This is a genomic window from Rhodococcus sp. G-MC3 (assembly GCF_030063335.1).
GTDB lineage: Bacteria > Actinomycetota > Actinomycetes > Mycobacteriales > Mycobacteriaceae > Rhodococcoides.
Genome location: NZ_JASISW010000024.1, coordinates 1 through 25,697, shown reverse-complemented (window position 1 = coordinate 25,697; position 25,697 = coordinate 1). Strand labels below are relative to the sequence as shown.

General features: G+C 62.5%; 26 protein-coding genes. 9 read left to right on the top strand and 17 right to left on the bottom strand.

Features of this window, described 5'->3' with window-relative positions:
• Positions 1-18 precede the first annotated feature (18 nt).
• The 3 genes from QMK17_RS21870 to QMK17_RS21860 are packed head-to-tail and all read right to left on the bottom strand — an operon-like array spanning position 19 to position 1,240.
• A complete protein-coding gene (locus tag QMK17_RS21870; protein WP_283511407.1) occupies positions 19-501 on the bottom strand; it encodes a DUF2029 domain-containing protein in 483 nt (160 codons plus the stop codon).
• Between the two features lie 5 nt (positions 502-506).
• Positions 507-1,025, bottom strand: a complete 519-nt coding sequence (locus QMK17_RS21865; protein WP_283511406.1) for a hypothetical protein — start codon at positions 1,023-1,025, stop codon at positions 507-509.
• A gap of 2 nt (positions 1,026-1,027) precedes the next feature.
• Positions 1,028-1,240, bottom strand: coding sequence for a helix-turn-helix transcriptional regulator (locus tag QMK17_RS21860; RefSeq protein WP_283511405.1), 213 nt, complete (start codon positions 1,238-1,240; stop codon positions 1,028-1,030).
• A 28-nt stretch (positions 1,241-1,268) separates the two neighbouring features.
• Between QMK17_RS21860 and QMK17_RS21855 the strand changes: the two genes are divergently transcribed.
• Genes QMK17_RS21855 through QMK17_RS21845 form a run of 3 tightly spaced genes read left to right on the top strand, consistent with a single transcriptional unit; the run spans position 1,269 to position 2,965 of the window.
• A complete protein-coding gene (locus QMK17_RS21855) occupies positions 1,269-1,427 on the top strand; it encodes a hypothetical protein (protein ID WP_283511404.1) in 159 nt (52 codons plus the stop codon).
• Between the two features lie 21 nt (positions 1,428-1,448).
• Entirely contained in the window at positions 1,449-2,372 is a 924-nt protein-coding gene (locus QMK17_RS21850; protein WP_283511403.1) for a serine/threonine dehydratase, read from the top strand.
• A 59-nt stretch (positions 2,373-2,431) separates the two neighbouring features.
• Entirely contained in the window at positions 2,432-2,965 is a 534-nt protein-coding gene (locus QMK17_RS21845; protein WP_283511402.1) for a carboxymuconolactone decarboxylase family protein, read from the top strand.
• A 93-nt stretch (positions 2,966-3,058) separates the two neighbouring features.
• Here QMK17_RS21845 and lpdA read toward each other — a convergent pair whose 3' ends face one another.
• Both lpdA and QMK17_RS21835 read right to left on the bottom strand, forming a co-directional pair.
• Positions 3,059-4,462 (bottom strand): dihydrolipoyl dehydrogenase, encoded by a 1,404-nt coding sequence (lpdA, locus tag QMK17_RS21840; RefSeq protein ID WP_283511401.1) that lies wholly within the window; start codon positions 4,460-4,462, stop codon positions 3,059-3,061.
• 90 nt (positions 4,463-4,552) lie between these two features.
• A complete protein-coding gene (locus tag QMK17_RS21835) occupies positions 4,553-5,482 on the bottom strand; it encodes a dipeptidase (RefSeq protein ID WP_283511400.1) in 930 nt (309 codons plus the stop codon).
• Positions 5,483-5,627: 145 nt separating this feature from the next.
• On the opposite strand from QMK17_RS21835, the gene QMK17_RS21830 reads away from it, so the two are divergent.
• Positions 5,628-7,658, top strand: a complete 2,031-nt coding sequence (locus tag QMK17_RS21830; protein WP_283511399.1) for a prolyl oligopeptidase family serine peptidase — start codon at positions 5,628-5,630, stop codon at positions 7,656-7,658.
• On the opposite strand, the gene QMK17_RS21825 is transcribed toward QMK17_RS21830, so the two are convergent.
• Both QMK17_RS21825 and ppk2 read right to left on the bottom strand, forming a co-directional pair.
• Positions 7,648-8,484, bottom strand: coding sequence for an alpha/beta hydrolase family protein (locus QMK17_RS21825; RefSeq protein ID WP_283511398.1), 837 nt, complete (start codon positions 8,482-8,484; stop codon positions 7,648-7,650). The genes QMK17_RS21830 and QMK17_RS21825 overlap by 11 nt on opposite strands.
• A 647-nt stretch (positions 8,485-9,131) precedes the next feature.
• Positions 9,132-10,043 carry a polyphosphate kinase 2 gene (gene ppk2, locus QMK17_RS21820; protein WP_283511397.1) on the bottom strand — a complete coding sequence of 304 codons (912 nt, stop codon included), beginning with the start codon at positions 10,041-10,043 and terminating at the stop codon, positions 9,132-9,134.
• Between the two features lie 157 nt (positions 10,044-10,200).
• On the opposite strand from ppk2, the gene QMK17_RS21815 reads away from it, so the two are divergent.
• Complete coding sequence (locus QMK17_RS21815) at positions 10,201-10,401, top strand: PspC domain-containing protein (protein WP_283511396.1); 201 nt, start codon at positions 10,201-10,203, stop codon at positions 10,399-10,401.
• A gap of 118 nt (positions 10,402-10,519) precedes the next feature.
• On the opposite strand, the gene QMK17_RS21810 is transcribed toward QMK17_RS21815, so the two are convergent.
• Positions 10,520-11,914 (bottom strand): glucose-6-phosphate dehydrogenase, encoded by a 1,395-nt coding sequence (locus tag QMK17_RS21810; protein ID WP_283511395.1) that lies wholly within the window; start codon positions 11,912-11,914, stop codon positions 10,520-10,522.
• A 49-nt stretch (positions 11,915-11,963) separates the two neighbouring features.
• Here QMK17_RS21810 and QMK17_RS21805 point away from each other — a divergent pair, with 49 nt between their 5' ends.
• Positions 11,964-12,563 (top strand): hypothetical protein, encoded by a 600-nt coding sequence (locus QMK17_RS21805; protein WP_283511394.1) that lies wholly within the window; start codon positions 11,964-11,966, stop codon positions 12,561-12,563.
• On the opposite strand, the gene QMK17_RS21800 is transcribed toward QMK17_RS21805, so the two are convergent.
• The gene (locus QMK17_RS21800) at positions 12,560-13,132 is read right to left on the bottom strand and encodes an isochorismatase family protein (RefSeq protein WP_283511393.1); all 573 of its coding nucleotides are present in this window, start codon (positions 13,130-13,132) and stop codon (positions 12,560-12,562) included. The genes QMK17_RS21805 and QMK17_RS21800 overlap by 4 nt on opposite strands.
• Between QMK17_RS21800 and QMK17_RS21795 the strand changes: the two genes are divergently transcribed.
• Positions 13,131-13,967 carry an MOSC domain-containing protein gene (locus QMK17_RS21795; RefSeq protein ID WP_283511392.1) on the top strand — a complete coding sequence of 279 codons (837 nt, stop codon included), beginning with the start codon at positions 13,131-13,133 and terminating at the stop codon, positions 13,965-13,967. The genes QMK17_RS21800 and QMK17_RS21795 overlap by 2 nt on opposite strands.
• Before the next feature lie 10 nt (positions 13,968-13,977).
• On the opposite strand, the gene QMK17_RS21790 is transcribed toward QMK17_RS21795, so the two are convergent.
• The 5 genes from QMK17_RS21790 to QMK17_RS21770 are packed head-to-tail and all read right to left on the bottom strand — an operon-like array spanning position 13,978 to position 19,054.
• Positions 13,978-14,583 carry a cytochrome b/b6 domain-containing protein gene (locus QMK17_RS21790; protein WP_283511391.1) on the bottom strand — a complete coding sequence of 202 codons (606 nt, stop codon included), beginning with the start codon at positions 14,581-14,583 and terminating at the stop codon, positions 13,978-13,980.
• Positions 14,567-15,292: a molybdopterin-dependent oxidoreductase gene (locus QMK17_RS21785; protein WP_283511390.1), complete on the bottom strand. Its 726-nt coding sequence runs from the start codon at positions 15,290-15,292 to the stop codon at positions 14,567-14,569. Before QMK17_RS21785 ends, QMK17_RS21790 begins: the two co-directional genes overlap by 17 nt.
• A gap of 18 nt (positions 15,293-15,310) precedes the next feature.
• Positions 15,311-16,177 carry an asparaginase gene (locus QMK17_RS21780; protein ID WP_283511389.1) on the bottom strand — a complete coding sequence of 289 codons (867 nt, stop codon included), beginning with the start codon at positions 16,175-16,177 and terminating at the stop codon, positions 15,311-15,313.
• Between the two features lie 4 nt (positions 16,178-16,181).
• Positions 16,182-17,609 (bottom strand): amino acid permease, encoded by a 1,428-nt coding sequence (locus QMK17_RS21775; protein WP_283511388.1) that lies wholly within the window; start codon positions 17,607-17,609, stop codon positions 16,182-16,184.
• A gap of 5 nt (positions 17,610-17,614) precedes the next feature.
• Entirely contained in the window at positions 17,615-19,054 is a 1,440-nt protein-coding gene (locus tag QMK17_RS21770; protein WP_283511387.1) for an aspartate ammonia-lyase, read from the bottom strand.
• Between the two features lie 132 nt (positions 19,055-19,186).
• Here QMK17_RS21770 and QMK17_RS21765 point away from each other — a divergent pair, with 132 nt between their 5' ends.
• On the top strand, positions 19,187-19,882 hold the full coding sequence (locus QMK17_RS21765; protein WP_283511386.1) for a FadR/GntR family transcriptional regulator: 696 nt from the start codon (positions 19,187-19,189) through the stop codon (positions 19,880-19,882).
• 75 nt (positions 19,883-19,957) lie between these two features.
• Here the strand turns inward: QMK17_RS21765 and ligD are convergent, their stop codons facing one another.
• Both ligD and groL read right to left on the bottom strand, forming a co-directional pair.
• Positions 19,958-20,905: a non-homologous end-joining DNA ligase gene (gene ligD / locus QMK17_RS21760; RefSeq protein WP_283511385.1), complete on the bottom strand. Its 948-nt coding sequence runs from the start codon at positions 20,903-20,905 to the stop codon at positions 19,958-19,960.
• A 134-nt stretch (positions 20,906-21,039) separates the two neighbouring features.
• The gene (gene groL / locus QMK17_RS21755; protein WP_283511384.1) at positions 21,040-22,665 is read right to left on the bottom strand and encodes a chaperonin GroEL; all 1,626 of its coding nucleotides are present in this window, start codon (positions 22,663-22,665) and stop codon (positions 21,040-21,042) included.
• 495 nt (positions 22,666-23,160) lie between these two features.
• Here groL and QMK17_RS21750 point away from each other — a divergent pair, with 495 nt between their 5' ends.
• Complete coding sequence (locus QMK17_RS21750) at positions 23,161-24,651, top strand: amino acid permease (protein WP_283511383.1); 1,491 nt, start codon at positions 23,161-23,163, stop codon at positions 24,649-24,651.
• 330 nt (positions 24,652-24,981) lie between these two features.
• Here the strand turns inward: QMK17_RS21750 and QMK17_RS21745 are convergent.
• Positions 24,982-25,697 (bottom strand): serine/threonine-protein kinase (locus tag QMK17_RS21745; RefSeq protein ID WP_283511382.1); only part of this gene is annotated, 716 nt, incomplete at its 5' end.

Here is a 25,697-nt window from a genome sequence, read left to right as displayed (position 1 = left end):
CGCCACAACCGAGCGGGCTCAGATCTCCTCGTTCTCGAATTTCGCGTTGCGCCTGCGCAGGTACCAGATACCGGCCGCCACTGCTCCGCCACCGAGGAGACCACCGACCAACCCACCCGCCCATGAACTCACGTCGGTCGACAGCCCGGGATGCAGTTTCACCCAGACGCCGAAGTAGCCGATCAGGATGATGAGCGCGCTAACAAATCCTCGCATGCGCCCGATCTTCGACGCTGTGTACAGATTGACCCCTCGCGCCCACGAATAGCCGGTAGTCAACGTTGTTATTGCTGACAGGGCGATCAAAAGACCGAGCGCAACAAAGGCGCCGGTTCTCCCGCCGACCCACGGAAGCACTGCCGCGGCGATCAGCGCAGTCCACAAGAACAGCTGAAACCCGATGGCGGAGGCTTCGTTCCACACATCACGTTGACGTTCGTCGTCGTAGAATTCGTCGTCGAGATCCCCGACGAAACGCAGGGTCTTCATAAAGGCGTTCATGTGTCTCAGCCTTCTTTCTGGAGTTCGGCGAGCTCGGCTTGTTCGGCATGAGCTTTGGCCTTGTGTTCGAGACGTTGCTTACGTGAAACCCCGACCACCGCGCCTGCGAGTCCGAGAACGCCTCCGGCCAGCATCGACACTGCGAAGTACGGTCGATTTCCGATCTGCCCGACTACCAGAGTCCCGATCGCCCCACATGCGCCGATCAAGTACAAGCCTGCCGCCGCGTAGATTCGTGGTCGTCCGAGTTTCTGCGTGGTGTACATGTCGACGCCTCGAGATCGTGCGTAGGCCATCACCGAGAATGCCCCCGTCAAGTACACCACCAGCAAGCCGACGGTCATCCAGCTCCCGGTCCGCCCGGCCACCCACGGCAGAACTGCTCCCGCGATCAGCGACGCCCAGACGAAGATCTGAAACCCGATGGCCGACGCCTCGTTCCACACGTCGCGCTGACGTTCGTCGTCGTAGAACTCGTCGTCCAGATCGCCGACGTATCGCATTGCGTTCGTGAACGTACTCATCGTCATCGCTCCTCTTCAACGAACAGTGCTTCGACAGTGGTGTGCAGCGCTTTCGCGAGTTCGAGCGCAAGGTAGACACTCGGTGCGTAGTCGCCGCCCTCGACGGACACGATGCTCTGCCTGCTGACTCCGCAGGTTTTACCGAGCTCGGCTTGGGTGAGCCGCGCGGCCTTCCGAAACTCCCGCACCGCGTTGGTTCTCAGCGCGTTGGCCATGACGAAAGTCAACTACACTTGTCATTCAATGTCAAGCTTGCTTGTCATCTTCGGGCGGCCACTACAACTCGCCGGTGAGCTCGGTACTGCGCTCTCCGTGTTGCTGCGCCACATCGACTCCTCCCGAGACCGGGTGGTCGCACGAGCCGAACAGGCTGCATCGTTGGCCGGTGCAGTGCGCCCCTAGCCGCCGGTCCAGAATGGTTCAGTGGACAACGCACTGACCTACCGGGACGTACTGAACGCACGCGCGCGCATCTCCGGCATGGTCAGGCCGGTGGCGATGATCAGGGGTGACGGTGTTTCGTTCGCTGCGGAGTTCATGCAGCACACGGGCACGTTCAAGGCGAGGGGCGCCGCGAACTTCGTTGCATATCATCGCGAGTCGAACACGATGCCCGACGCCGGCGTGGTCATCGCATCGGGCGGAAACGCGGGTCTCGCGTGCGCGTGGGCAGCCGCAGCGCACGATGTACCCGCGACGGTGTTCGTACCGGCCACCGTTCCGGTATTCAAGAAAGCCCGCCTCGAAGCCCTCGGCGCCGATGTTCGTGCTGTCGGTTCGGAGTATGCCGAAGCTCTGGACGCGTCTGTGGCCTTCGCCTCGGAGTCCGGTGCATTGTCCTCGCACGCCTACGACCATCCCCTGATCGCCGCGGGTGCAGGCACACTTGCGCTGGAGATCGTGGAGGCGGGCGCTGTCGATACCGTTGTCGTGTCTGTCGGTGGAGGTGGACTGTTCGCCGGAATCGCCACTGTCGCAGCCCATCACGGAATCCGAGTGGTTGCCGTGGAGCCTGCACACTGCCGGGCCTTCGCGGCCGGTCTCGAAGCCGGCACTCCGGTGAATGTAACGGTGGCATCGATCGCAGCGGATTCGCTCGGCGCTCGCCGGGTCACAGCCCTAGCTCTCGAGGCGGCAGCTGCTGCCGACACCGTCTCGGTTCTGGTGGACGACGACGCAATCATCGAGGCCAGGAAACACCTGTGGGATTCCCGGCGCCTCGTCGTCGAGCATGCCGCGTCGACCGCGCTCGCCGCTCTCCGCACCGGTGCGTACCGGCCGGGGCCAGGCGAACGCGTCGCCGTCGTACTCTGTGGAGCGAATTCGGATCCGAGCGATGTGGTCTAGACAGTCAGTTCTTCTGCTCTTCATGGTGCGAGGTACGCCCCGCAGGTAGCGTCGACGGCGTGACTACACCCCGAATTCCGACCGGCTCGTTCAAGAACCTCGGCCCAGTGAACTGGGTGCTCTGGCGGATTCTGTCGAAGGCGGCGGGCGCGCCTGACGCGCACCTGTTCAGCACCCTCGGCCGCACCAAGGGACTGTTCCGCGGGTGGCTGTTCTACAGCGGAAAGCTGATGCCGGGAGGCCGAATCTCCCGCAAGGAAACCGAACTGGTGATCAACCGTGTGGCGTTCCTCCGCGACTGCGGCTACGAAATGGATCACCACAGCCGCATCGGCAGGCGCTTCGGAGTGACGAAAGAGCTTCTGGCACAGGTGCACGAGGGTCCAGCCGCGGCGGGCCTGAGCCCCCGCTACCGTACGATCCTCGGGGCAACCGACGAACTGCTCGAGACCAAGAACCTGTCCGACGAGACGTGGGCGGGCTTAGCCGGCGAGTTCGACCAACGTCAACTCATCGAATTCTTGCTGCTGGTAAGCCAATACGACGGCTTGGCCACCACCATCGGTACGCTGCGGATCGAACGCGACTTCTAGTTCCCACAACGCTACCGCCCGTTCACAACCGATACTTCGGTTGTGAACGAGTGGGAACGTTGTAAGCAGCCGCCGCCGTCGTAGAAACCGAAATCAGAAGTTGATCATGTGCCCGGCGAGACCGTGGATGGCCTCCTGGAGCGCCTCGGACAGCGTCGGGTGGGTGTGGACGTTCCGAGCGAGCTCGTTCACCGTCAGGTCCCATTTCTGCGCGAGCGTCAGTTCAGGGAGCAGCTCGGAAACGTCGGGTCCGATGAGGTGCCCACCGATCAGCTCGCCGTATTTGGTGTCGGCGATGAGCTTGACGAAGCCCGTCGCGTCGCCGAGGCCGTGAGCCTTGCCGTTTGCGGCGAACGGGAAGTTCGCAACCTTGATGTCGCGGCCTTCGTCCTTGGCCTGCTGCTCGGTGAGTCCGAAGCTGGCGACCTGCGGCTGGCAGAACGTCGCGCGCGGCATCATCCGGTAGTCGTCGATCGGCAGCGTCTCGGCTCCGGCGATGGTCTCCGAGGCAACGACGGCCTGGGCCTCGGCCACGTGCGCGAGCTGCAGCTTCGCGGTGACGTCGCCGATGGCGTAGATATGCGGAACGTTGGTCTGCATCGTGCTGGTGATGCCGATGGCGCCGCGGTCGGTGAGCTCGACACCGGTCTTCTCCAGACCGAAGCCCTCGACGCGAGGCGCGAAGCCGACGGACTGCATGACCTTGTCGACGGTGATCGTCTCGGTCTCACCCGACTTGTTGTTCTTGATCGCAACGGTGACCTTGGAGCCGTCGTCGTCGATGCTCTGCACAGCGGCGCCGGTCATGATCTTGACGCCGAGCTTCTTGTACTGCTTCTCGATTTCCTTCGAGACGTCGGCATCCTCGTTGGGGAGCGCGCGGTCGAGGAACTCGACGATGGTGACGTCGACACCGTAGTTCTTGAGGACGTAGCCGAACTCCATGCCGATGGCGCCCGCGCCGACGATGAGCATCGAACCGGGGAGCTCCCTGGTCATGATCTGCTCTTCGTAGGTGACGACGTTCTTGCTCAGTTCGGTGCCCGGCAACAACTTGGTGGTGCTACCGGTGGAGATGATGGCGTTGTCGAACGTGAGCGTCTCGGTGCCGCCCTTGCTGAGCTCGACGGAGATGGTGTTGGCGTCGGTGAAGGTGCCCTTGCCGTCGAACTCGGGGATCTTGTTCTTCTTCATCAAGAAGTGGATTCCCTTGACGCGGCCCTCGGCAACTTTGCGGCTGCGATCGAACGCTGCGCCGAAGTCGAAGGTCGCATCTCCCGAAATACCGAACAGCTTCGCATCTTTGGTGAAGAGGTGCGCCAGCTCGGCGTTACGGAGAAGCGCCTTCGAGGGGATACAGCCGACGTTAAGGCAGACACCGCCCCAGTACTTCTGCTCGATGATGGCAGTGCTGAGTCCGAGTTGTGCCGCGCGGATAGCAGCGACGTACCCACCGGGACCGGCTCCGAGGACAACGACGTCATAGTGTGAGGTCACGGTTGCCCAGGATAGTCCCGTGCCGAACCTCTGTCTCGTCACGGTCCAGTTACTCGTCGGTAATCACAGTTCACCCGCGCACGCAGCAGCTCAGAGACCTGCCACGCGGCGGAAGTTACCTCCGTAGACCGCCGCAACGGCATCCTCGGAGAACCCACGCCGGGCAAGCAGCGAGGGCAGCGTGACGGTGTCCTCCGGCGGCACCCACTGGAGTGGCCCATAGCGGGTGTACTCCTCCGAGAACGCCTCCGGATGTGCCGCCAGTTCGACGTTGAAGTCCTCGTGATCGAAGGAGTAGTCCGAGCCGATCCCGATGTGCTCGATTCCGAGGAGTTCGACGCCGTACTCGATGTGGTCGGCCATGGCCTCGACGCGACGCTCGCCCTCGTCCGGGCCGTTCGGACCGAGGAAGATCCCCACGCCGTTGATTCCGACGACTCCCCCGGTACGTGCACATTCGAGCGCCTGCTGATCGGTGATATTGCGCGGATGTTCCCACAGCGCAGCGAAGTTCGAGTGACTGTAGATCATCGGACGGGTGGTTGTCGATGACAGATCCAGACCTGTCCGGACCGAGCAGTGGGAACCGTCGACGAGCATCCCGACGCGGTTCATCTCACGGACCAGATCGCGGCCGTAGGCGGTGAGGCCGGTGTCCTCGGTGTCGAGGCATCCACAGCCTGCGGCGTTGGCCCAGTTGTACGACGGCAGCATCGATCGGACGCCCAGGTCGTAGAAGTACTCGACGTTGGACAGGTCGCCCTCGATGGGTCCGGAATCCTCCAGGTCGAATGCGAGCGTGATGAGGCCCTCCGGTTCACCGTCTTCGACCATTCGGAAGCGCCCGTCATCCAGAGCTTTCCGACGAAAATCGACGCAGTGGGCGGTGGACACGGCCTTGGAATGCGGCGAAAACCCCACGTTTACCGAGACATAGCTACCCAACGGATACCGCGTCAACTCGGCGATGTCCGCCGCCGCGACCAACGGCAGGCAGGTGTGTTGCTCCCACAACTTCATTCGGACATTTCCCCCCTGATAATAAGCACCACGATTGTTGTACCGCTGCGGCTTTCGCCCACAAAGGCGGCGAGTGTGACGGGACCGCGCTCGGCGCACGGCCGGTCATTCTCCGGGACAGTACCCGCGAGGGTAGAAATAGTGGATGAGCAACACCGCTGACCCGTACCTGTGGCTCGAAGAGGTCACCTCCGACAAAGCCCTCGACTGGGTTCGCGCCCGGAACGAGACCACGACCGCAGCATTGGCGAGCGAGACGTTCGACAGGATCGAATTTCGCATTCGCGAAGTTCTCGACACCGATGCGCGCATCCCGTACGCGCGGCGGCGCGGCGAGTACCTCTACAACTTCTGGCGCGACGCCGCCCATAAGCGCGGTCTGTGGCGTCGGACGACGATGGACGAATACCGCGAGGAGCGCCCCGACTGGGACGTCCTGCTCGACTTGGACGCTGTCGCCGAGTCCGAGGGCGAGAACTGGGTGTGGAGCGGCGCCCAAGTGCTGCGCCCCGATCAGAAAATCGCACTGGTAACCCTGTCCCGTGGCGGGGCAGACGCCGCCGTCGTGCGCGAGTTCGATATGGAGACAAGGACTTTCCGCGACCCGGAATCGAACGGCTACTTAGTCGCGGAAGCCAAGACCGATATCGGCTACATCGACTCGGACTCGGTGTACATCGGCACGGACTTCGGCGAAGGGTCGCTCACCGACTCCGGCTATCCACGCATTGCCAAGCGGTGGCAGCGCGGCACCCCGCTGGCAGACGCGGCCGTCGTCTACGAGGGGCAGCCGTCGGACATCTCGATTTCGGCGTGGCACGACAGAACGCCCGGCTTCGAGCGGGACTTCGTCCAACGCGCCACCGACTTCTACAACTCGGAGCTGTATCTCGTGGACGGCACCGATCACACGCTCGTCGACACCCCCACCGATGCGACGACATCGATCCACAAGCAGTGGTTGCTCATCCGCACGATGACCGACTGGACCGTCGACGAGACAACCTATCCCGCGGGCGCGCTGCTCGCCACGAATTTCGACGCCTTCCTCCGCGGCGATCGAGAGCTGGACGTGCTGTTTCGCCCAGACGAGCACCGATCACTGCACCAATTCGCCTGGACCGAGAATCATCTCCTCGTCGTCACGCTCGTCGACGTGAAAACTGAACTCCGAGTTCTCACCCCCGGCGTCGACGGCTGGGCCGATACGCCGCTCACCGGTCTACCGGAGCTGACCTCGATCGAAATCGTCGGGACCGATTCCGAGGAGAACGGCGACGAATTCTTCCTGTCGTCGAGCGGATACCTGAGTCCGGCCACACTGCTGTTCGGCACCGTCAGCGGCGGAGTCGAGGCACTCAAGCAAGCGCCGTCGTTCTTCGATGTCGACGGCCTGACCGTCGCGCAGCACTTCGCGACGTCCCTGGACGGCACCGCCGTTCCCTACTTCGTCGTCAGAAAAGACACTGCAGCTGCTGGTCCGACCTTGTTGTACGGCTACGGCGGCTTCGAGATCTCGATGACGCCGTCCTACAGCGGCGGTATGGGACTCGCGTGGCTGGAGCGCGGTGGCACCTACGTCGTCGCCAATATTCGCGGAGGCGGTGAGTACGGTCCGAGCTGGCACACACAGGTTCTGCGCGCCGGACGCCACAAGGTGCACGAGGATTTCGCGGCCGTGGCGCGCGACCTCGTCGATCGTGGCATCACCACCGCGCAGCAACTCGGAGCTCAAGGCGGCAGCAACGGCGGCCTGCTGATGGGAATCATGGCGACCAAGTACCCGGAGTTGTTCGGCGCATTGGTATGCCAGGTCCCGCTGCTGGATATGAAGCGCTATCACCTACTGCTCGCAGGCGCGTCCTGGGTCGCGGAGTACGGCAACCCCGACGATCCCGACGAGTGGGCCTTCATCTCGGAGTACTCGCCCTATCAGAATGTCAGCGGGCCGGACGAGAAGCGGTACCCGCCGATCCTGATCGCGACGTCCACCCGCGACGATCGTGTGCATCCCGGGCATGCGCGCAAGATGGCGGCGAGGCTGGAGGAGGTCGGCCAGAACGTCAGTTACTTCGAGAACATCGAGGGCGGGCACGGTGGAGCCGCCGACAACGCTCAGCTGGCGTTCAAAACGGCATTGGCGTACCAGTTCCTGTGGACCGCGCTCAGCGCATGAACCACGCCTCGATCTCGTCGACGACGGTGGACGGTTGCCTGATCCACCCGTTGTGACCACGTGGCGCCGTCAGATGTCTCTTGGTGACGGACGCGCGCGGAAACTTGCGTAGGAGATTGTCCATCGACGCCCGCGGCGCCATGTCGTCTCCGTCGAAGGTGACTGCCAGGATCGGCAGGGTCAACCTGCCGATCCGCTCCTCGTAGTCGATGTCGGCGCCAGCCGGCTCGATCTTCCCGGTTCGAGCGAAGCGGGACCAGTCCTCGATCAGGACTTTGGATTGACGACCGAATCCACCGATGTCGATGCGGTCGCCCGGCCAGAATCCTGCAATATTGCTCGTCAGAGACATTGCAGCCGCGCCGAGAAAGAGCGAAGCGCCCCGCGCAGCGCCGAAACCGCGGTGATAAGGCGAACCGGACGCGACGAGGATCAGGCCTCCGAGCCGTCCTCTGATGCGTGAGGCGTACAGCGACGCCAGTTGACCACCCATACTGTGGCCGAGAGCGTAGGGCGTGGCCTCGGGAAAGCGTTCGCGTACGACCTCGAATATCGCAGGGAAGTCCACCGAGACCAGCTCCTGGTACCCATATGTGCTGGCACCGGTGGGTTTCGGCCTGCTGTCACCCTGACCGCGAAGATCTGCGGTGGCAACGTGAAATCCGCGGCGAGCGAGATCTTGAGCGAACAATTCGTAATAACCGCCGGCAATCCCGAGCCCTGGGACCACGACGATCACCGGCGTCCCTGAACGGGGCGTGTCGGCCTCGAACAGCTGAACCGGCACGACGGTGCCGTCGGGCATCTGAATGGGAACGGTCTGCACGTGGACAGGGTAGGCCCAGAGACGATGGCAGCCGAAAGCCCCGTGGGCTTTCGGCTGCCAATGTCGACCTAGGCGGGCACCCCGGCATTATCTGAACTACCGGTACCGAGTGCACCGAGAATCAGTGCAAGAATCGCGGTGAAATCGAGATCGCTGGACATGCAATGCCCCTTCAGATTCGACGTCGCTTACCTGGCGTGACGATAACGAAACAATCACTGCCAGGTACGTTCCTATCAAATCAAAAGTGAACCTGGCCAGCGTTCAGGCGATAAAAGGCCTGAGTAACGGAAAACACCACCTACACGTGAATCACGCTTCACAGCCAGCTGCCCGGTTCACCGCGGCCCCCGACGCCGCGAGTGAATTACCAGGTCAGGCTGCGCTGCCCGACGTCAGAGCGCTGACGATCTGCGCGGTGATCGCGTCGACGATGTCCGAGTAGACGCCGGTGGCGATGTCAGTGATGAACGTTGCTGCTGAACCCATGAGTTACTCCTCGAATTGGAAACAAGCCGATAATTACGGCTCTCTTATATCTCTACCGTATCAACCGGCCCGGGGGACAACGTCCCCGTTAAATCCAGCAAAAAACTTGTCGACAACATGATCCAATAACAAGATTTTCGCTTGCCTTCAGCGCTGCGTCATTCGCCGATCACATCTTTTGCGCGCCCAACCAGCAACGGGTCTGTTTCTCCGACTATTTCGGAATCCTTGTTCGCGTAGTCGAATTTGTTCAGCACGAAACGCATCGCGTTCAGTCGAGCCCGCTTCTTGTCGTTGCTCTTCACGACCGTCCACGGGGCGATATCGGTGTCGGTGGCCCGGAAGCTCTCTTCCTTCGCGGCCGTGTACGCATCCCACTTGTCGAGCGACGCCAAATCCATCGGCGACAGTTTCCACTGTCGCACGGGATCTACCTGGCGGATCGCGAACCGGGTCCGCTGCTCCAACTGCGAGACCGAGAACCAGAACTTGGTGAGCGAGATGCCGTCGTCGACTAGCATCTGCTCGAACAACGGCGCCTGACGCACGAACCGAGCGTGCTGATCCTCGGTGCAGAATCCCATGACCCGTTCGACACCGGCACGGTTGTACCAGGATCGGTCGAACATCACGATCTCGCCCGCTGCGGGCAGATGCTGGATGTACCGCTGGAAGTACCACTCGGAGGATTCACGGGCCGACGGCTTCTCCAGTGCAACGACGCTGGCGCCGCGAGGGTTCATGTGCTCCATGAACCGTTTGATGGTGCCACCCTTACCGGCGGCGTCGCGGCCCTCGAAAACGATGACGTGGCGACGGCCGGTCTCCTTGGTCCACATCTGCAGCTTGAGGAGCTCGATCTGCAGTAGACGCTTCTCCATGTCGTATTCCTCGCGCGAGAGGCGCTCCTCGTACGGGTAGCCCTCACGCCACGTGTCGACGATGCGTCCGTCCGGAACCGTCAGCAGGATGGGATCGTCGTCGTCGCTGTCGTCGACGACGAATCCGGAGGTGTCGGTCAGGTCGACGGCCGCGGCAATGTCACCGGCGGCGCTGAAATCTTGGGTCATGGTCGAGAAAATTAGTCTTCGGTGGCAACGCTTCGATGACGATTCGGTGAATTGCAGGCATCGGAGAAAGTCGAGCTGGAACCCGAGAAAAGATCAGGGTCGGGATGGGTGAAGTTCCCGATGTGCCGGACGCCAGCCGAGCGCGAGACTTCTCACCATGACAATCACCAACACCCCCAAAGAGTTCGTCCGCTCCGATTCCCAGAAAATGGTCGCCGGAGTCTGCGGCGGTATCGCAGAATACTTCGAGATCGACGCGAACCTCGTTCGAGTACTCGCCGTCGTTGGAGCCTTCGTCACCGGCGGCACCCTCGCGCTCGTCTACCTCGCCGCGTGGATGTTGATGCCCCAGCGCTGATGCGGCTTCGCCGCCCGTGCGCGCTTTGCGACACTCACGGGTCATCGAACACTCACCGCTCCCGAGCAGCACGTGCGCGCATGGTGACGCCCCCATGTCATCAAGCGCGCACGGGGCGTCAGCCCACCAACCAACCGCAGGGCGCGGCCAGCTCGTCGGCTTCCTTCGGCCCCATCGATCCGCCGGCGTATGACTTGATCGGGGGCGGGTTGTCCAGCAACGGCGCTGCAACCTCCCAGACGTGCGCTAGCCCATCGGGCCGTGTGAACAATGACCGATCGCCGTTCAACACGTCCAGAATCAGCCGGGAGTACGGCGAGAGCGGCTCCGCGTCCGGCACCGAACGCAACGGAAGCGTCAGATGCCCGACAGACAGATCGAAGTCAGGACCCGGTTCCTTCACCGTCATTGCCATGTCGATGGCACCGTTGCCGGACAGGTCGAACGTGAGCGTTGCGCCGTCGTAGGGCAGATCCGTCAGCGGGCTGTTCGCAGGCTTCTTGAACACCAGCGACACTCGTTGTGCACTGACGCCCAACATCTTTCCGGTGCGGAGCAGGAACGGAACACCGCGCCACCGATCGGTGTCGACCCACAGTTTTGCGGCGACGAAGGTGTCCACCACCGAATCCTCGGCGACGCCGTCGACGTCCCGGTAGCCGTCGTACTGACCGAGAACCACCTCGGTGGTGTCGATCGGGCGGAAGCAAGCGATGACCGATTCCCGCGCCGACTGCAGATCCTCGGCCTGGAGCGAGGCGGGCGGTTCCATCGCAATCTCGGCTGCTACCTGGAAGAGGTGAGTCACGAGCATGTCGAGCACGGCCCCGGTCGCATCGTAGAACTCGGCGCGATCGTCGATATTCAGCTTCTCCGGCACATCGATCTGCACATGGTCGACGTGTTCGGCGTTCCAGATACCGTCGATCATGCCATTCGCGAACCGCAGAACGTGCAGATTCTGGGTGGCTTCCTTGCCGAGAAAGTGGTCGATCCGATAGATCTGTTTCTCGTGGAGTACCTCGTGAACAGCCTTGTCGAGCTGCTCGAACGCCTTCTGCGATGTCCCGAACGGCTTCTCGTAGACGACCCTGGCACCCTCGGCGAGACCATGCGCTCCGAGTGCCTTGGTGTAATCCTCGAAGGCACTCGGCGGGAGCGCTATGTAGTGGACCAGTTGCGCGTCGCCGATTTCTCCGCGACCAGCCTCGACGACCTCGGGAAGTTGCCCGGCATCCTCGACGGTGAATCCATTTCCGGCGAAGCGAATTCCCGCCGCGAAGTCGTCCCACGCGTCACTGGCGAGGTCCGAACCGAACTCTTCCAGAGCCCCGCGGACATGCTCACGGAACTCGTCGTCGGAGGTGTCGTGCCGGCCGTTGCCCACCAGAAGCCACTTCTCCGGTAGGAGCCCTTCGACATGAAGTTGATAGAACGCCGGCAGGACCATTCGCTTCGCGAGGTCACCGGTCGCACCGAACAGAACGAAAATCGTGGGTTGTGAAGACGCCATGAGAACCATCATGCACCGACCTCCCGCGTCCGTGGCTACAGTCGGTGTGATGGGACGATCACGGTTTCACGGCGACATATTCGGAGTCGGCACATCCTCCGGGGTTCGGATCGTCGTCGGGCACTGGACGGACTCCCCGCTGGGTGAGTTCACCGACGTCATGATTCAGTTCGCCGGCGGGCACCGACTGTTGCTGGCGCCGTCGGAATCGGTGCGCGAGTTTGTTGCGGCCACTTATACATTCGACGAGACCATCATCACGCCGGTCGAGTTCTCGGGATCGAATGAGCACGTGTCCCTCTCGTCCGACGATCTGCGAATGACCATCACCGTTGGCGGACCCACCGTTCTCGGCAGAGCCTTGCATCTGATTCCCGACGAAATCTCGACTGCTCCCTGGTTCTGCTCCATCTCCGACCCCATCGCCCGCGTCGTGCTGCGGGGCGTTCGCACCAGAGGCAGCGCCGGGGGTGGCCGCCTCGAGTACTACGGGGCGCGCCACCAGCACCGACTCACAGCTGTCCGGGCGTCCTGGCGCGGCGAGGACCTCGGCGAGCTGACGGCGGTCACGCCCCCGGTAACCTTCGGATTCGGGAGCACACCTGCCGCGCCGTCGGTCACGCAGATCACGACGACGATCGACAGCTAGTCCAGATCAGCGCCCGCATCGGCAAGTTCCAACAATGCCTTTTCCGAGGACTCCAGCGCGACGCCTGCAACGAATCCCGCCAGGACCCGCACCTTCAGTCCAGCCTTCAATGCGTCAAGCGCAGATGCCTTCACGCAGTAGTCCGTGGCGATACCAACGACATCGATGTCGGTTACTTCGTTGCGCTGCAACACTTCTGCAAGCGTGAGTCCGCCCTCGGTCGATCCCTCGAATGCCGAGTACGACGGCTTGCCCTGCCCCTTGAACACGTGAACATCCACCGAGTGGGAAGCGAAATCCGGATGGTATTCGGCGCCGAGCGTTCCGGCGACGCAGTGGACCGGCCAAGTGGTGACGAAATTCGGCGGCTCGTCGGTTGCAAAGTGGCCACCGTTGTCCGAGTCGGTGTCGTGCCAGTCACGGGAGGCCACGATGACGTCGTAGGAATCGCCTTCCTTCGCCAGCAGACCGCTCACCGTGCGCGCCACCTCGGCTCCGCCGACTACACCGAGTGCACCGCCTTCGGTGAAATCGTTCTGAACATCGACTACCAACAGAGCACGCGTCATGGCTCCCAGTATCCTCGCCGGTGTGAGCGCGACGGTATCCGAGTTGATCAGCTACCCGGTAAAGGGATGTGCGGGGATCTCCCTGTCCGCTGCTCAGGTGACGGCTCGTGGGCTCGACCACGATCGCGAGTTCATGATCGTCGACGAGGACCGGTCCTTCCGAAGCCAGCGCAGCGATCCGATACTGGCGGTGATCCGGCCGTCGATCCGCCAGGGCGTACTCACGCTGGAACACTCCGATTTCGGCTCGATTACATGCGAGATCGACCGCGAGTCCCCTGCCACCGACGTCACGATGTTCAGGCTTCCGTTCCGAGGCATCGATCAGGGCGATGACGTCGCAGCATGGTTGACCGAGGTGATCGGCGAGACGTCACGCCTGGTCGCAGTCCCTCCTGACGTCCATCGGGTCACCGACGGAATAGTTCCCGGTACAGCAGGTTTCGCCGACAGCGGCGCAGTCCACCTGTTGTCCGATTCCACCCTCGATGGTTTGAACTCACTGCTCGAATCACCTGTGCCGATGGATCGGTTCCGTCCGAACATCGTGGTCACCGGCTGGGATGGCGCGCACACCGAGGACACCGTTCGAGAATTTCGCGTCGGCGATGCCGTGCTCACCTACACCAAACTCGCCATCCGCTGCGCTGTCACCACCGTCGATCAGTCCAGGGGCGAACGCGACGGTCGTGAACCATTGCAGACTCTCGCGACTTATCGAAAGGCCAGGGCCAAGGGTGTGGCGTTCGGGGTCAAGCTGACCGTTCTCGAGAAGGGGGCCGTATCGGTCGGAGATATCCTCGACGTCCGGACCTGGGGCGCGTCGGACCTCTGAGCGGTCCATTTCACGGCCTCTCCTCGCTCGCCCACTCCGGATGCTCGTTCTCTGCCCACGCACGCAGCACCGACCCGTGGCGCATGCCTCGCATCGCCTCGGAATCCTTGAGCGCGTACACGATGTGCCCCACCATGAGCAGACCGAAGGCGAGCGCGAACCAGTCGTGCACGAACGTCGCCCCTGTCCGCCAGTTCAGCGGACTCCACGAGGGAAAGAACATCACCGTCCCCGTCAGCAGAAAAACGAAGAGCGAACCTGCGCTCAGTGCGCCGTTGAGCTTCTGACCCGCATTGAATTTCCCGACGCCCACCGCTCGCACTCGACGAGCTTTGGATCGCAACCACTTCCAATCGCTGGAGGTGAAACGGTTCAGGCGCCGCAAATCCAGGCGGTAAGCGCGCGAGAGAAGACCGAGGACCAGCGGTATCGGTAGGGCAAACCCGGACCACACGTGCACTGTCTCGACGATGTGCCGATTCCCGACGAGCACCGCGAGCGAACCGTTGTACAGAATCGCTGCCGTCGCGATGCACACGAGTGTGAGTATGCCGACAGACCAGTGCACCCACCGTTCGATGCGTCCGAAGCGCTGCAGTTCAACTGGTGGCGTCATCGTCACGTCCGTTCGACTCGCCGACCCAGGCGTCGATCGAATATCCGCGAGGCTCCCAATAACCGGGAACCACCTCGGAGGTCAACTCGATCCCGCCGAGCCATTTCAGAGACTTGTAGCCGTACATCGGTGCCACGTACAGGCGAACAGGTCCGCCGTGATCGTGCTTGACCGGACCGTCCAGCATCGTGAGCGCAACGATGACGTCGTCACGACGTGCCTGCTCCATCGTCAGAGATTCGGTGTAGGTGCCGTCGAAGGAGGTAAATCGCACAGCCGTCGCCTCGGCCGTGGGCGAGACCGAATCGAGGACGTCCGACAGTCGAACTCCACTCCACGGGACCTCGGGAACACGCCAGCCGGTGACGCATTGGAAGTCGCGCACCAGGGATGTCTGCGGCATGGCTCGCAGATCCTGAAGCCGAAGAGTACGCGGGGTGTCCACCAGGCCACCCACGGTCAACTCGTAGCTGTTCTCGTCCTTGCGGGGCGCGCCGGTGGTCACCGAGTAGAAGCGAAAGTTGTTCCCCAGTGGAATCAGACCGATCAATCCAGTGGGATCGTGGTTGCCGATGGGGCCCATCACGGCCGATAGCCCCTTCTGGATCGCACCCCCGCCCAGAATCCCCGCGGCGCCCGCCACCACCAATCCCAGGAAGATGCGTCGTCCCACAGGTGCCCCTGAGATGTCGGGCTCTTCGTGGCGCATGACTCCACTGTCCACGAATTACCTGCTCGCGGCTATTTCCACCGCCAGCAGCACCCGTGCCTGTCCGGCCCTCAACACAGGAGCGAACACAGCACCGGCATCGACGAGATCCGCACCTCCTCCGCCTCCGCCGTAGGTGGGCGCGATCGATCCGTCAGGCACCCGCGTCGTCACCCACACCGGAATGCCCTCGGCCGTACAGGTTTTCACTGCAGCGACCACGGATGCATTGGTATTTCCCGAGCCCAAGGCCTGCAAGACGATCCCGTTCGTTCCCGCAGCTCGGTACGCGTCGATCGCTACCGCATCGGCGCCGGGGTACAGCGCGACGATGTCAACGCGGATTCCCTCGATGTGCACACGGGGCACCACCCGGCGCGGTTCGGTCGAGCTGATGAACGCGTCCAGTGCCGAGGTGTGCCACTTCGAAAGACCACGCGCATTCAGCGTCCGGCCGCCGAAGACGACGAGCACTCCGCGGCTACTGTTCGCTGGGTCCAGCACGGCCTCCACGGCGGCTGCGACGTTCACCGGCCCGTCCGGATCTTCGTGATCGGATGTTCGCTGAGCACCGGTGAACACGACAGGCCGAGGGTCGTCGTGGAACAAGTCGACGAGAAGCGCGGTTTCTTCCATCGTGTCCGTGCCGTGAAGCACGATCACACCGGCGCACGCGGGATCTTCGAAACACCGTGCCACCTCGTCGGCGACGGCATCCATGTCGGAGAAGTCGAACGTCGAGCTGTCCTTGGACATCAGGTCGCGGAACTTCACCTCAGCTGCGAATTCGATACCGAGTTCGCTCGCGCCCGGACGGCTTATGCCGTCCTCGTCACGACTGCTGGCGATGGTTCCCCCTGTTCTCACCAGGGCTATATGGGACAAGCCGTCATTCCTCTCGTTCTGCGGCGAGCGCGCGGATTCTGTTGCGGCACAGATACCACCCGCCCACCAGCATCGGTGCGATGATCAGAATGGACGCAACGGTCCAGGTCCCCACCGGTGTGTCGAATGCCATCAGGACCAGCACAGCGATCAGAAATCCGAGAGTCGCGATGCCGGTGTACGGCGCTCCGAACATCCGAAACTTCGGCCTCTCCAATGTTCCTTGGCGGGACCGCGACCACAGCTTCAGCTGGCACAGCACGATTACGGCCCATGCGCTGATGATACCGAGGGCTGCGATGTTCAGGACGATCTCGAAGGCCTGCGCGGGCATCGCGGCGTTGAGGCCGACGCCTGCGAGGGCGACGAGTGCCGTCAGCGCAATTCCGCCGTAGGGCACGCCCGCCTTGTTCATTCGTGCCGCGAACTTCGGAGCCGAGCCGGCGACCGCCATCGAATGCAGAATGCGTCCCGTCGAATAGAGGCCCGCATTGAGGCTGGACAGTGCTGCCGTCAGTACCACGAGGTTCATGATCGCATCGGCGCCCTGAACGTCGATCGCACCGAAGAACGTGACGAAGGGGCTCTCACCTGCGTGATACGCGGTGTAGGGCAACAGAAGCGACAGCAGCAGAACAGATCCTACGTAGAACACGAGGATTCTGACGATCACGGTGTTGATCGCCTTGGGGATGACCTTCTCCGGGTTCGCAGTTTCTCCGGCAGCCGTCCCGACCAGTTCGATCGACGCATAGGCGAACACGACGCCCTGGATCACGACGATGGCAGGGAGCAGGCCGTTGGGAATGAGGCCGCCGTTGTCGGTGATGACACCGAGCCCGGGCGCTTGCCCGTCGATCGGCGTCCCGAACAGCACGTAGTACACGCCGACGGCCAGAAAGGTCACGAGTGCGATCACTTTGATGAGCGCGAACCAGAACTCCAACTCACCGAACACCTTCACCGACACCAGGTTCAGGCCGAGCACCACGATCAGACCGATCAGCGCGAACACCCACTGATCGACATCACCGAGCGGCGCCCAATACTTCTTGAAGAAGTTCATGTACAGCGCCACTGCCGTGACGTCGACGACGGCTGTCATCGCCCAGTTCATCCAGTACAGCCAACCCGCTGCGAATGCCATCTTCTCGCCGAAGAATTCGCGCGAGTAGGAGACGAACGAGCCCGATGTGGGGCGATGCATCACCAGTTCGCCGAGTGCTCGGAGAATGAGAAATGCAAAGAATCCACACAGCGCGTACACGAGAACGAGCGCCGGACCGGACTCGTTGAGTCTGCCACCTGCGCCCATGAACAGGCCGGTCCCGATGGCACCGCCGATGGCGATCATCTGAATTTGCCGCGGCTTCAGCGACTTTCGAAATCCAAGATCTTCAGTAAAGGATCTGGGCGTGCTGTCGACGGTCATAGTGCCTACCTTGTCGAAGTATCGGGGGCGTCGGCGTGCTCGACCGGAGCAACGCGGAGGTTCGCCAGATGTTGGGGACTGAGCAGTCGTTCGAGTTCGTCAGGGGCAAGTAGTTTCTTCTCGAGCACGAGGTCGACGACGTTGCGCCCGGTGAGCAGGGCTTCCTGCGCTATCGCCGTGGATTCGACGTAGCCGAGGTACGGGCTCAGCGCGGTGACCAAGCCGATGGAGTTCTCGACGCGCGCACGGAGCAGGTCGACGTTGGCGGTGATGCCGTCGACGCAGCGGCTCGCGACGACGCGGCACGCGGCACCGAGATGCGCCATACCGTCGGAGAGGGATTTGACGATGATCGGCTCGAATGCGTTGAGCTGCAACTGTCCGGCCTCGGCGGCCATCGTGATGGTGACGTCGTGGCCGATGACCTCGTACGCTACTTGATTGAGCACCTCAGGGATGACGGGGTTGACCTTGCCGGGCATGATCGACGACCCGGCCTGCATCGGAGGCAAATTGATCTCGTTGAGGCCGGCGCGCGGTCCCGACGACAGCAGCCGAAGGTCGTTGCAAATCTTGGACAGCTTCACCGCGATGCGCTTGAGCACACCGGAGAGGTGCACGAACTGGCCGACGTCCTGAGTTGCCTCGATCAGATCCGTCGCCGTGACAAGTGGGAGACCGGTCTTGCGACGCAGATGTTCGCACGCGGACGCAGTGTATCCGACCGGGGCATTGAGTCCGGTACCGATAGCCGTTGCGCCCAAGTTGATTTCGTGGACCAGTAGCGCAGCTTCTTCGAGCCGGGAACAGTCCTCGTCGATCATGATGGCGTACGTGCCGAATTCCTGGCCGAGCGTCATCGGCACCGCGTCCTGCAGCTGCGTACGACCCATCTTCACGACGGTGGCGAACTCGGTTGCTTTGCGGCGGAACGCGTCGCGCAGAAATTTCATCGAGTCGATGAGTTCGTGAGCAGCGAAGATGGTGGCTATATTGACAGCCGTCGGGTAGACATCGTTCGTCGACTGGCTGGCGTTGACGTGCTCGTTGGGATGCACGTGGCTGTACTCACCGTGTCCGTAACCGAGGATTTCGAGCGCGCGGTTGGCGATGACTTCGTTGGCGTTCATGTTGGTCGACGTGCCCGCTCCGCCCTGGATGACGTCGACGACGAACTCTTCGTGCCACTGGCCGTCGAGGATTTCCTGGCATGCCCGACGAATCGTCTCGCCGCGGGTGGCGTCGAGAATTCCGAGTTCTTCGTTGGCCGCCGCTGCTGCCCATTTCACCGCAGCAAGTCCGCGAATCAGGTGGGCATTGTTCGAGATCGGGCGCCCGGTGATGGGGAAGTTCTCCAGCGCACGCAGGGTGTGGATCCCCCAGTACGCATCTGCGGGTATCTCGCGTTCACCGAGAAGGTCCTTCTCGACACGGGTGACGACCACTGCATGCTCCTTAATGATGTCCGGCTGTCCGGCTGTCCGACAGGTTAAAGTGTGAAGCAAGACACGTCGTGCGTCAACCGCTGATTTCGGCAGGCGTTTGACGCACGACCATGTGAAGGGGACGATCCAGACATGAACCTGTCGGACAGCTGGGCGGTCAGTCAGCCGACCACAACGAGAATGAGCGCGGCCGAAGCCGTGTTCGCCGATCTACGCGATGCGATCGTGTCCGGCCAGATATCGATCGGCGACAAACTTCCCGCCGAATCCGCCCTCGCCACCCGTCACGGCGTTAGCCGCTCGGTCGTCCGCGAGGCGCTGAGGTCGTGCACCGCACTCGGCTTGACCGAAACCAAAACGGGTCGCGGCACTTTCGTCGTTCGCAATCGCGTCACAGGCGACCTCGACATCGGCAACTACGACGCCCGCGAACTGATGGAGGCTCGCCCCCACGTCGAGATTCCGTCCGCTGGGTGGGCAGCAGAACGTCGTACCGCCGACGACCTACAAGTACTCGAAGGTCTCACCGACGAGATGCGCAGCGAGGACGACCAACAGGCCTGGGTATTGCTCGACGGCCAATTCCACACCGCTATCGCCCGGGCCAGCAAGAACCGAGTGTTCGAAGCCATCATCGTCGACATCCGCGGCGCGCTGACCCGCCAATCGGAGACGTTGAACCTCGTCGCGCGGCGCCAGCAGAAGTCAAACGAGGAGCACGACCTCATCGTCGCCGGCATCCGGTCGGGAAACTACAACGACGCCGCGGACGCGATGGCTGCCCACCTCGATGCCGTCCGGGGCGCGGTGGAGTCGCTCCGCCGGTAGCTCCGCTCCCGCCGAGATCGAGGTTGTGCACAGTTTCGACGATTATCGACGCCACATCTTCGATCTCGGCGACGGCTATTCTTCGGGCTCTTTCAGCCCTTCCCGCTCGTCACGCTCGGCCCATTCGAGCAGAGCATCCAGCGAGAACGGTGCGTCGTCGATCCCGGCATGCAGATCCCCGAGTTCGGCGAACCGCTTCGGAACTGTGAAGATCGTGAACTCCCGAGGTTCGACGGCAGCCACCTCGTCCCACGAAATCGGCGTCGACACAGTCGCTTCCTGATTTCCCCGGACAGAATAGGCACTCGCGATGGTGTGATCGCGTGCGTTCTGGTTGTAGTCGACGAACAGTTTGGCCGGATCGCGATCCTTGCGCCACCACGTGGTCGTCACGTCATCGGGCGCGCGACGCTCGACCTCACGCGCAAATGCCAGCGCAGCCCGTCGGACATCCTTGAAACCGTGGTCCGGCCGGATGCGCACGTAGATGTGAAGACCATGCCCACCAGAGGTTTTCGGCCACCCGGTTGCTCCCAAATCATCCAGCACCTCGTGCACGACGCCCGCAACGCGTCGAACCCGATCGAACGGGCAGTCGGGCATAGGGTCGAGGTCGATACGCCACTCGTCGGGACTTTCGACGTCAGCCCGTCGCGAATTCCACGGATGGAACTCGACCGTCGACATCTGGACAGCCCATGCGACGTGCGCCAATTCGGTGACGCAGAGTTCGTCGGCGGTGCGGTTGTAACGCGGAAAACTCACGCGCACCGTCTCGAGCCATGGCGGTGCCCCGTTGGGCACTCGCTTCTGGTGCACCTTCTCACCCGACAGACCGCTCGGAAACCGGTGCAGCATGCACGGGCGCTCGCGGAGCGCGCGGACGATGCCGTCGCCGACGCTGAGGTAGTAGTTCACCAGGTCGAGCTTGGTGGCGCCGCTTTCGGGGAAGTACACCCGATCCGGGTTCGAAATGCGCACCGTGCGCTCGCCCACCTCGAGCTCGATCGACGGAGATGCCATGCGGACGAGCTTAGGTGGCCTCGGAGCCCGGCGCTCGTGATCCAATTGCGCACCCTTTAGCCAACCTCGCACAAAAAACCCGGCCCCACCAAAAGGTGGGGCCGGGCTTCAGCGGTGAAGCTGGGGGAACGGACTCAGAAGTCCATGCCGCCCATGCCACCGGTCGGATCGCCAGCGGGCGCTCCGGCCTTCTCGGGCTTGTCGGCGACGACGGCCTCGGTGGTGAGGAACAGAGCCGCGATGGACGCTGCGTTCTGCAGCGCCGAGCGGGTGACCTTGACCGGGTCGTTGATGCCTGCAGCGAGCAGGTCCTCGTACTCGTTGGTCGCGGCGTTGAGGCCGTGACCTGCGGGCAGGTTGCGGACCTTCTCGGCGACGACGCCAGGCTCTAGGCCTGCGTTGAACGCGATCTGCTTCAGCGGTGCTTCGAGGGCGACGCGAACGATGTTCACGCCGGTTGCCTCGTCACCGTCGAGCTTGAGGTTGTCGAGTGCGGGCGCAGCCTGCAGCAGCGCGACGCCACCACCGGCAACGATGCCCTCTTCGACGGCAGCCTTGGCGTTACGCACTGCATCTTCGATGCGGTGCTTGCGCTCCTTGAGCTCGACCTCGGTTGCAGCTCCGGCCTTGATGACTGCAACGCCACCGGCCAGCTTGGCCAGGCGCTCCTGCAGCTTCTCGCGGTCGTAGTCGGAATCGGAGTTCTCGATCTCGGCGCGGATCTGGCTGACGCGTCCGGCGATGGCGTCGGAGTCGCCCGAGCCCTCGACGATGGTGGTCTCGTCCTTGGTGATGACGACCTTGCGTGCCTGACCGAGAAGCTCGAGTCCGGCGGTCTCCAGGGAGAGGCCAACCTCTTCGCTGATGACCTCTCCACCGGTGAGGATGGCGATGTCGGCGAGCTGAGCCTTGCGACGGTCACCGAATCCGGGAGCCTTGACGGCGACGGACTTGAAGGTGCCACGGATCTTGTTCACGACGAGGGTGGAGAGAGCTTCGCCCTCGACGTCCTCGGCGATGATCAGGAGCGGCTTGCCGGACTGGATGACCTTCTCCAGCAGCGGCAGCAGGTCCTTGACGGTGCTGATCTTCGAGCTGACGAGCAGGATGTACGCGTCTTCGAGGACGGCTTCCTGACGCTCTGCATCGGTGGCGAAGTACGCCGAGATGTAGCCCTTGTCGAAGCGCATGCCCTCGGTGAGCTCGAGCTGCAGGCCGAAGGTGTTGGACTCCTCGACCGTGATGACGCCTTCCTTGCCGACCTTGTCCATTGCCTCGGCGATGAGCTCGCCGATGGACGGGTCGCCTGCGGAGATGCCAGCGGTAGCAGCGATCTGCTCCTTGGTGTCGATCTCCTTGGCAGAAGCGAGCAGCGACTCGGTGACGGCTGCAACAGCCTTCTCGATGCCGCGCTTGAGGCCGAGCGGGTTTGCGCCGGCTGCGACGTTACGCAGGCCTTCACGAACCAGAGCCTGGGCGAGAACGGTAGCGGTGGTGGTGCCGTCGCCTGCGACGTCGTCCGTCTTCTTGGCGACCTCCTTGACGAGCTCGGCACCGATCTTCTCGTAGGGATCTTCGAGCTCGATCTCCTTGGCGATGGAGACACCATCGTTGGTGATCGTGGGAGCTCCCCACTTCTTTTCGAGCACAACGTTGCGACCCTTGGGTCCCAACGTCACCTTTACAGCGTCGGCGAGGGCGTTGAGGCCTCGCTCGAGGCCACGGCGTGCCTCTTCGTCGAACGCGATGATCTTGGCCATTGCGAAGTGATCCTCCGGATTGGGGGTGACACGCAGAACGAAACGTGTGTCGTCTCGCTCATCTGCACTTGCTCGGCCGAGTTCGGTGCCCGCGACGGACGACCAGGGGTGTCGATGATTCCTAGTCTCACCGTCCCGACCTGGCACTCACAAGGCGCGAGTGCCAACTGCATTTCTAGCACTCGACCATGGCGAGTGCAAGGTCGCGGGCTCCGGTTCCGCGGCTTGGCGGGTCATTCCGCAGGCTCAACTCCTGCCGTTCGCTCAGGGCGCACCCGCCCGGACCGATCTACTCCCCCGTCAAACAGAGATCTACGAGCAGATGCTCACCCCGAACGTCCGGCTTCACGCACTGTTTACACCCGAACGCTTTATTTACATCCAGTGCCTTTCGCATCGATGCACGAGGGAAATAGCGTTCGGAAGAGCAGCATCGAAAGATCATGAATTCGGACGAATCACGCTCGAAACGTTCTAGACAGCAAGGAATCAGACATGTCCGATTCGGTCGAGACCACCTACGACAACTCCGCGATGGACCATGAGGAAGAGGGCTACCACAAAGGCCTGAAGCCGCGGCAGCTCCAGATGATCGCCATCGGCGGCGCGATCGGTACCGGCTTGTTCCTCGGAGCAGGCGCCAGGCTCGAAAGCGCAGGACCCGGCCTGTTCCTCGCGTACGCGCTGTGCGGCATCTTCGTCTTCTTCATCCTTCGCGCCCTCGGCGAACTGGTACTCCATCGCCCTTCGTCGGGATCGTTCGTCTCCTACGCGCGCGAGTTCTTCGGCGAGAAGGCCGCCTTCGTCGCAGGCTGGATGTACTTCCTGAACTGGGCGATGACTGCAATCGTCGACGTCACCGCCATCGCGACCTACATGCACTACTGGGGATCGTTCGAAGTCATCCCCCAGTGGGCGATCGCGTTGATCGCACTGGTGATCGTGATGTCGATCAACCTGATCTCGGTCAAGTGGTTCGGCGAGATGGAGTTCTGGGCCGCGATGATCAAGGTCATCGCACTGGTGACGTTCCTCATCGTCGGCATCGTTTTTCTCGCCGCTCGCATCCCTGTCGGCACCGAAATGCCGGGGATCAGCCTCATCACCGACAACGGCGGACTGTTCCCGTCCGGCGCCTGGCCGCTGGTCATCGTCATCTCCGGTGTCGTCTTCGCGTACGCCGCGGTCGAGCTGGTCGGTACCGCTGCAGGCGAGACCGAAAATCCCGAGAAGATCATGCCGCGTGCCATCAACTCCGTCATTGCGCGTATCGCACTGTTCTATGTCGGCTCGCTCGTATTGCTTGCCCTTCTTCTCCCCTACACCGCGTACACGGCAGGAACGTCGCCGTTCGTGACGTTCTTCTCGAGCATCGGCCTCGGCGGCGCCGGCACCGTCATGAACATCGTCGTGCTCACCGCAGCGCTGTCGAGCCTCAACGCGGGGCTGTATTCGACGGGCCGCATCTTGCGTTCGATGGCCATGAACGGCAGCGCGCCCGAGTTCACCAAAAAGATGACGAAGGGCGGAGTTCCGTTCGGCGGCATCCTGCTGACGTGCTTCATCACACTCTTCGGCGTCGCACTCAATGCCATCGCACCCGGCGAAGCATTCGAGATCGTGCTGAACATGTCGGCGCTCGGCATCATCGCATCGTGGGCGACGATCGTGCTGTGCCAGATCCAGCTGTTCCGCTGGTCCCAGAAAGGCATCGTCAAGCGCCCGGCATTTCGTCTCTTCGGTGCCCCGTACACCAGCTATGCGACGTTGGTATTCCTGTTCGGCGTCCTCGTCCTGATGGCGTTCGATGCGCCCATCGGAACGTGGACCATCGCAACCTTGGTCGTCATCATCCCCGCGCTCATCGGCGGCTGGTACCTCGTTCGCGCCAAGGTTCTCACGGTCGCCGAAGAACGAATGGGGTACACCGGCAACTACCCCGTGGTAGCCAACAGGCCTCTCGACGACGACGAGTTCAACGCCTGACGCCGGACAAGTCGACCGCCCTCACCACGGAGCCCGTGTGGGGCATTGTCCTACTGTGGTCGAATTGCCGACAAGCAGAACCAATTCGCGCGGGTTGCCGACAGTGCGAATGAGCCGCTGGTACTCCTGTCCCTGCAAGTTCGATCACGAGGGTGTTCACCTTGCCAGTGATGTTGCACACCGGTTGCCTGCACGAGGTCATCGAAAGAGATGGGCTTCGCACCCACCGGCTCGAAACCGCTCGGCGGCAAGCTACAACCACGGGCACTTCGGCGAAGCTTCTCGTCCTCCCCAAGAGAAAAGCAAGGCAATTGATGACCGATCGGTCATTCAATATCGAGTGCGCCACCCCACCCAGAACGGCGACTTTCGGGGAGGGGGCTCTGGCGCCGGGGCAGCAAGCGCACCGGCCACGGCGTCGCACAACTCACGACAGGTCGCGAATCGATCTGCCGGATCCTTCGCCAACGCCGTTGCTACCACTGCATTGAGACCCCTCCTGAGCGAGCTGCGGCGCTCGGTCACGATCGGCGGCGGCGCATTGAGCTGGGCATTCAAGACCGCGAGCGGAGTCGCCAACGGGTACGGAGGCTTCCCTGTGAGCAGTTCGACGAGTGTCGCACCGAGCGCATAAATATCCGTGCGAGGCGACAACTGCTCTCCCCGTAGCACTTCCGGGGCAGCATAATGGATGGACGCCAGGACGGTCCCACCTCGCGCTAACGACGTCGCGTCCTCTCGCAGACGTGCAATTCCCCAGTCCGACAACATCACCTGCTCGTACTCGCCCGTATCGCTCTCGGTACTGATCAAGATGTTCGACGGCTTGACGTCGCGGTGCAGAATGCCCCGAGAGTGGGCGTAATCGAGGCCCTTGGCTACTTCGCTGACGATTCGAGCAGCGCGACCGACCTCTAAGCCTGAATGCACCGATGAGCTGATGTGCCAGCTGCGAGTTTCGTTGTGACGCTGCGATGCGGGTATGGGCGTGGGTGATCGTCCGACCTCGGTGTCGGGTTGTTCCACTGGGTTTTTCATCTCGTGGT

What these genes read in the sequence shown, in the direction of transcription:
- QMK17_RS21750 (WP_283511383.1), top strand. Translation starts at nt 23,161, where the DNA reads ATGTCCGATTCGGTCGAGACCACCTACGACAACTCCGCGATGGACCAT.
- groL (WP_283511384.1), bottom strand. Translation starts at nt 22,665, where the DNA reads ATGGCCAAGATCATCGCGTTCGACGAAGAGGCACGCCGTGGCCTCGAG.
- QMK17_RS21830 (WP_283511399.1), top strand. Translation starts at nt 5,628, where the DNA reads ATGAGCAACACCGCTGACCCGTACCTGTGGCTCGAAGAGGTCACCTCC.
- QMK17_RS21810 (WP_283511395.1), bottom strand. Translation starts at nt 11,914, where the DNA reads ATGGCGTCTTCACAACCCACGATTTTCGTTCTGTTCGGTGCGACCGGT.
- QMK17_RS21790 (WP_283511391.1), bottom strand. Translation starts at nt 14,583, where the DNA reads ATGACGCCACCAGTTGAACTGCAGCGCTTCGGACGCATCGAACGGTGG.
- QMK17_RS21775 (WP_283511388.1), bottom strand. Translation starts at nt 17,609, where the DNA reads ATGACCGTCGACAGCACGCCCAGATCCTTTACTGAAGATCTTGGATTT.
- QMK17_RS21795 (WP_283511392.1), top strand. Translation starts at nt 13,131, where the DNA reads ATGGCTCCCAGTATCCTCGCCGGTGTGAGCGCGACGGTATCCGAGTTG.
- QMK17_RS21860 (WP_283511405.1), bottom strand. Translation starts at nt 1,240, where the DNA reads ATGGCCAACGCGCTGAGAACCAACGCGGTGCGGGAGTTTCGGAAGGCC.
- QMK17_RS21855 (WP_283511404.1), top strand. Translation starts at nt 1,269, where the DNA reads ATGTCAAGCTTGCTTGTCATCTTCGGGCGGCCACTACAACTCGCCGGT.
- QMK17_RS21870 (WP_283511407.1), bottom strand. Translation starts at nt 501, where the DNA reads ATGAACGCCTTTATGAAGACCCTGCGTTTCGTCGGGGATCTCGACGAC.
- ligD (WP_283511385.1), bottom strand. Translation starts at nt 20,905, where the DNA reads ATGGCATCTCCGTCGATCGAGCTCGAGGTGGGCGAGCGCACGGTGCGC.
- QMK17_RS21865 (WP_283511406.1), bottom strand. Translation starts at nt 1,025, where the DNA reads ATGAGTACGTTCACGAACGCAATGCGATACGTCGGCGATCTGGACGAC.
- QMK17_RS21800 (WP_283511393.1), bottom strand. Translation starts at nt 13,132, where the DNA reads ATGACGCGTGCTCTGTTGGTAGTCGATGTTCAGAACGATTTCACCGAA.
- QMK17_RS21765 (WP_283511386.1), top strand. Translation starts at nt 19,187, where the DNA reads ATGAACCTGTCGGACAGCTGGGCGGTCAGTCAGCCGACCACAACGAGA.
- QMK17_RS21835 (WP_283511400.1), bottom strand. Translation starts at nt 5,482, where the DNA reads ATGAAGTTGTGGGAGCAACACACCTGCCTGCCGTTGGTCGCGGCGGCG.
- ppk2 (WP_283511397.1), bottom strand. Translation starts at nt 10,043, where the DNA reads ATGACCCAAGATTTCAGCGCCGCCGGTGACATTGCCGCGGCCGTCGAC.
- QMK17_RS21785 (WP_283511390.1), bottom strand. Translation starts at nt 15,292, where the DNA reads ATGCGCCACGAAGAGCCCGACATCTCAGGGGCACCTGTGGGACGACGC.
- QMK17_RS21805 (WP_283511394.1), top strand. Translation starts at nt 11,964, where the DNA reads ATGGGACGATCACGGTTTCACGGCGACATATTCGGAGTCGGCACATCC.
- QMK17_RS21815 (WP_283511396.1), top strand. Translation starts at nt 10,201, where the DNA reads ATGACAATCACCAACACCCCCAAAGAGTTCGTCCGCTCCGATTCCCAG.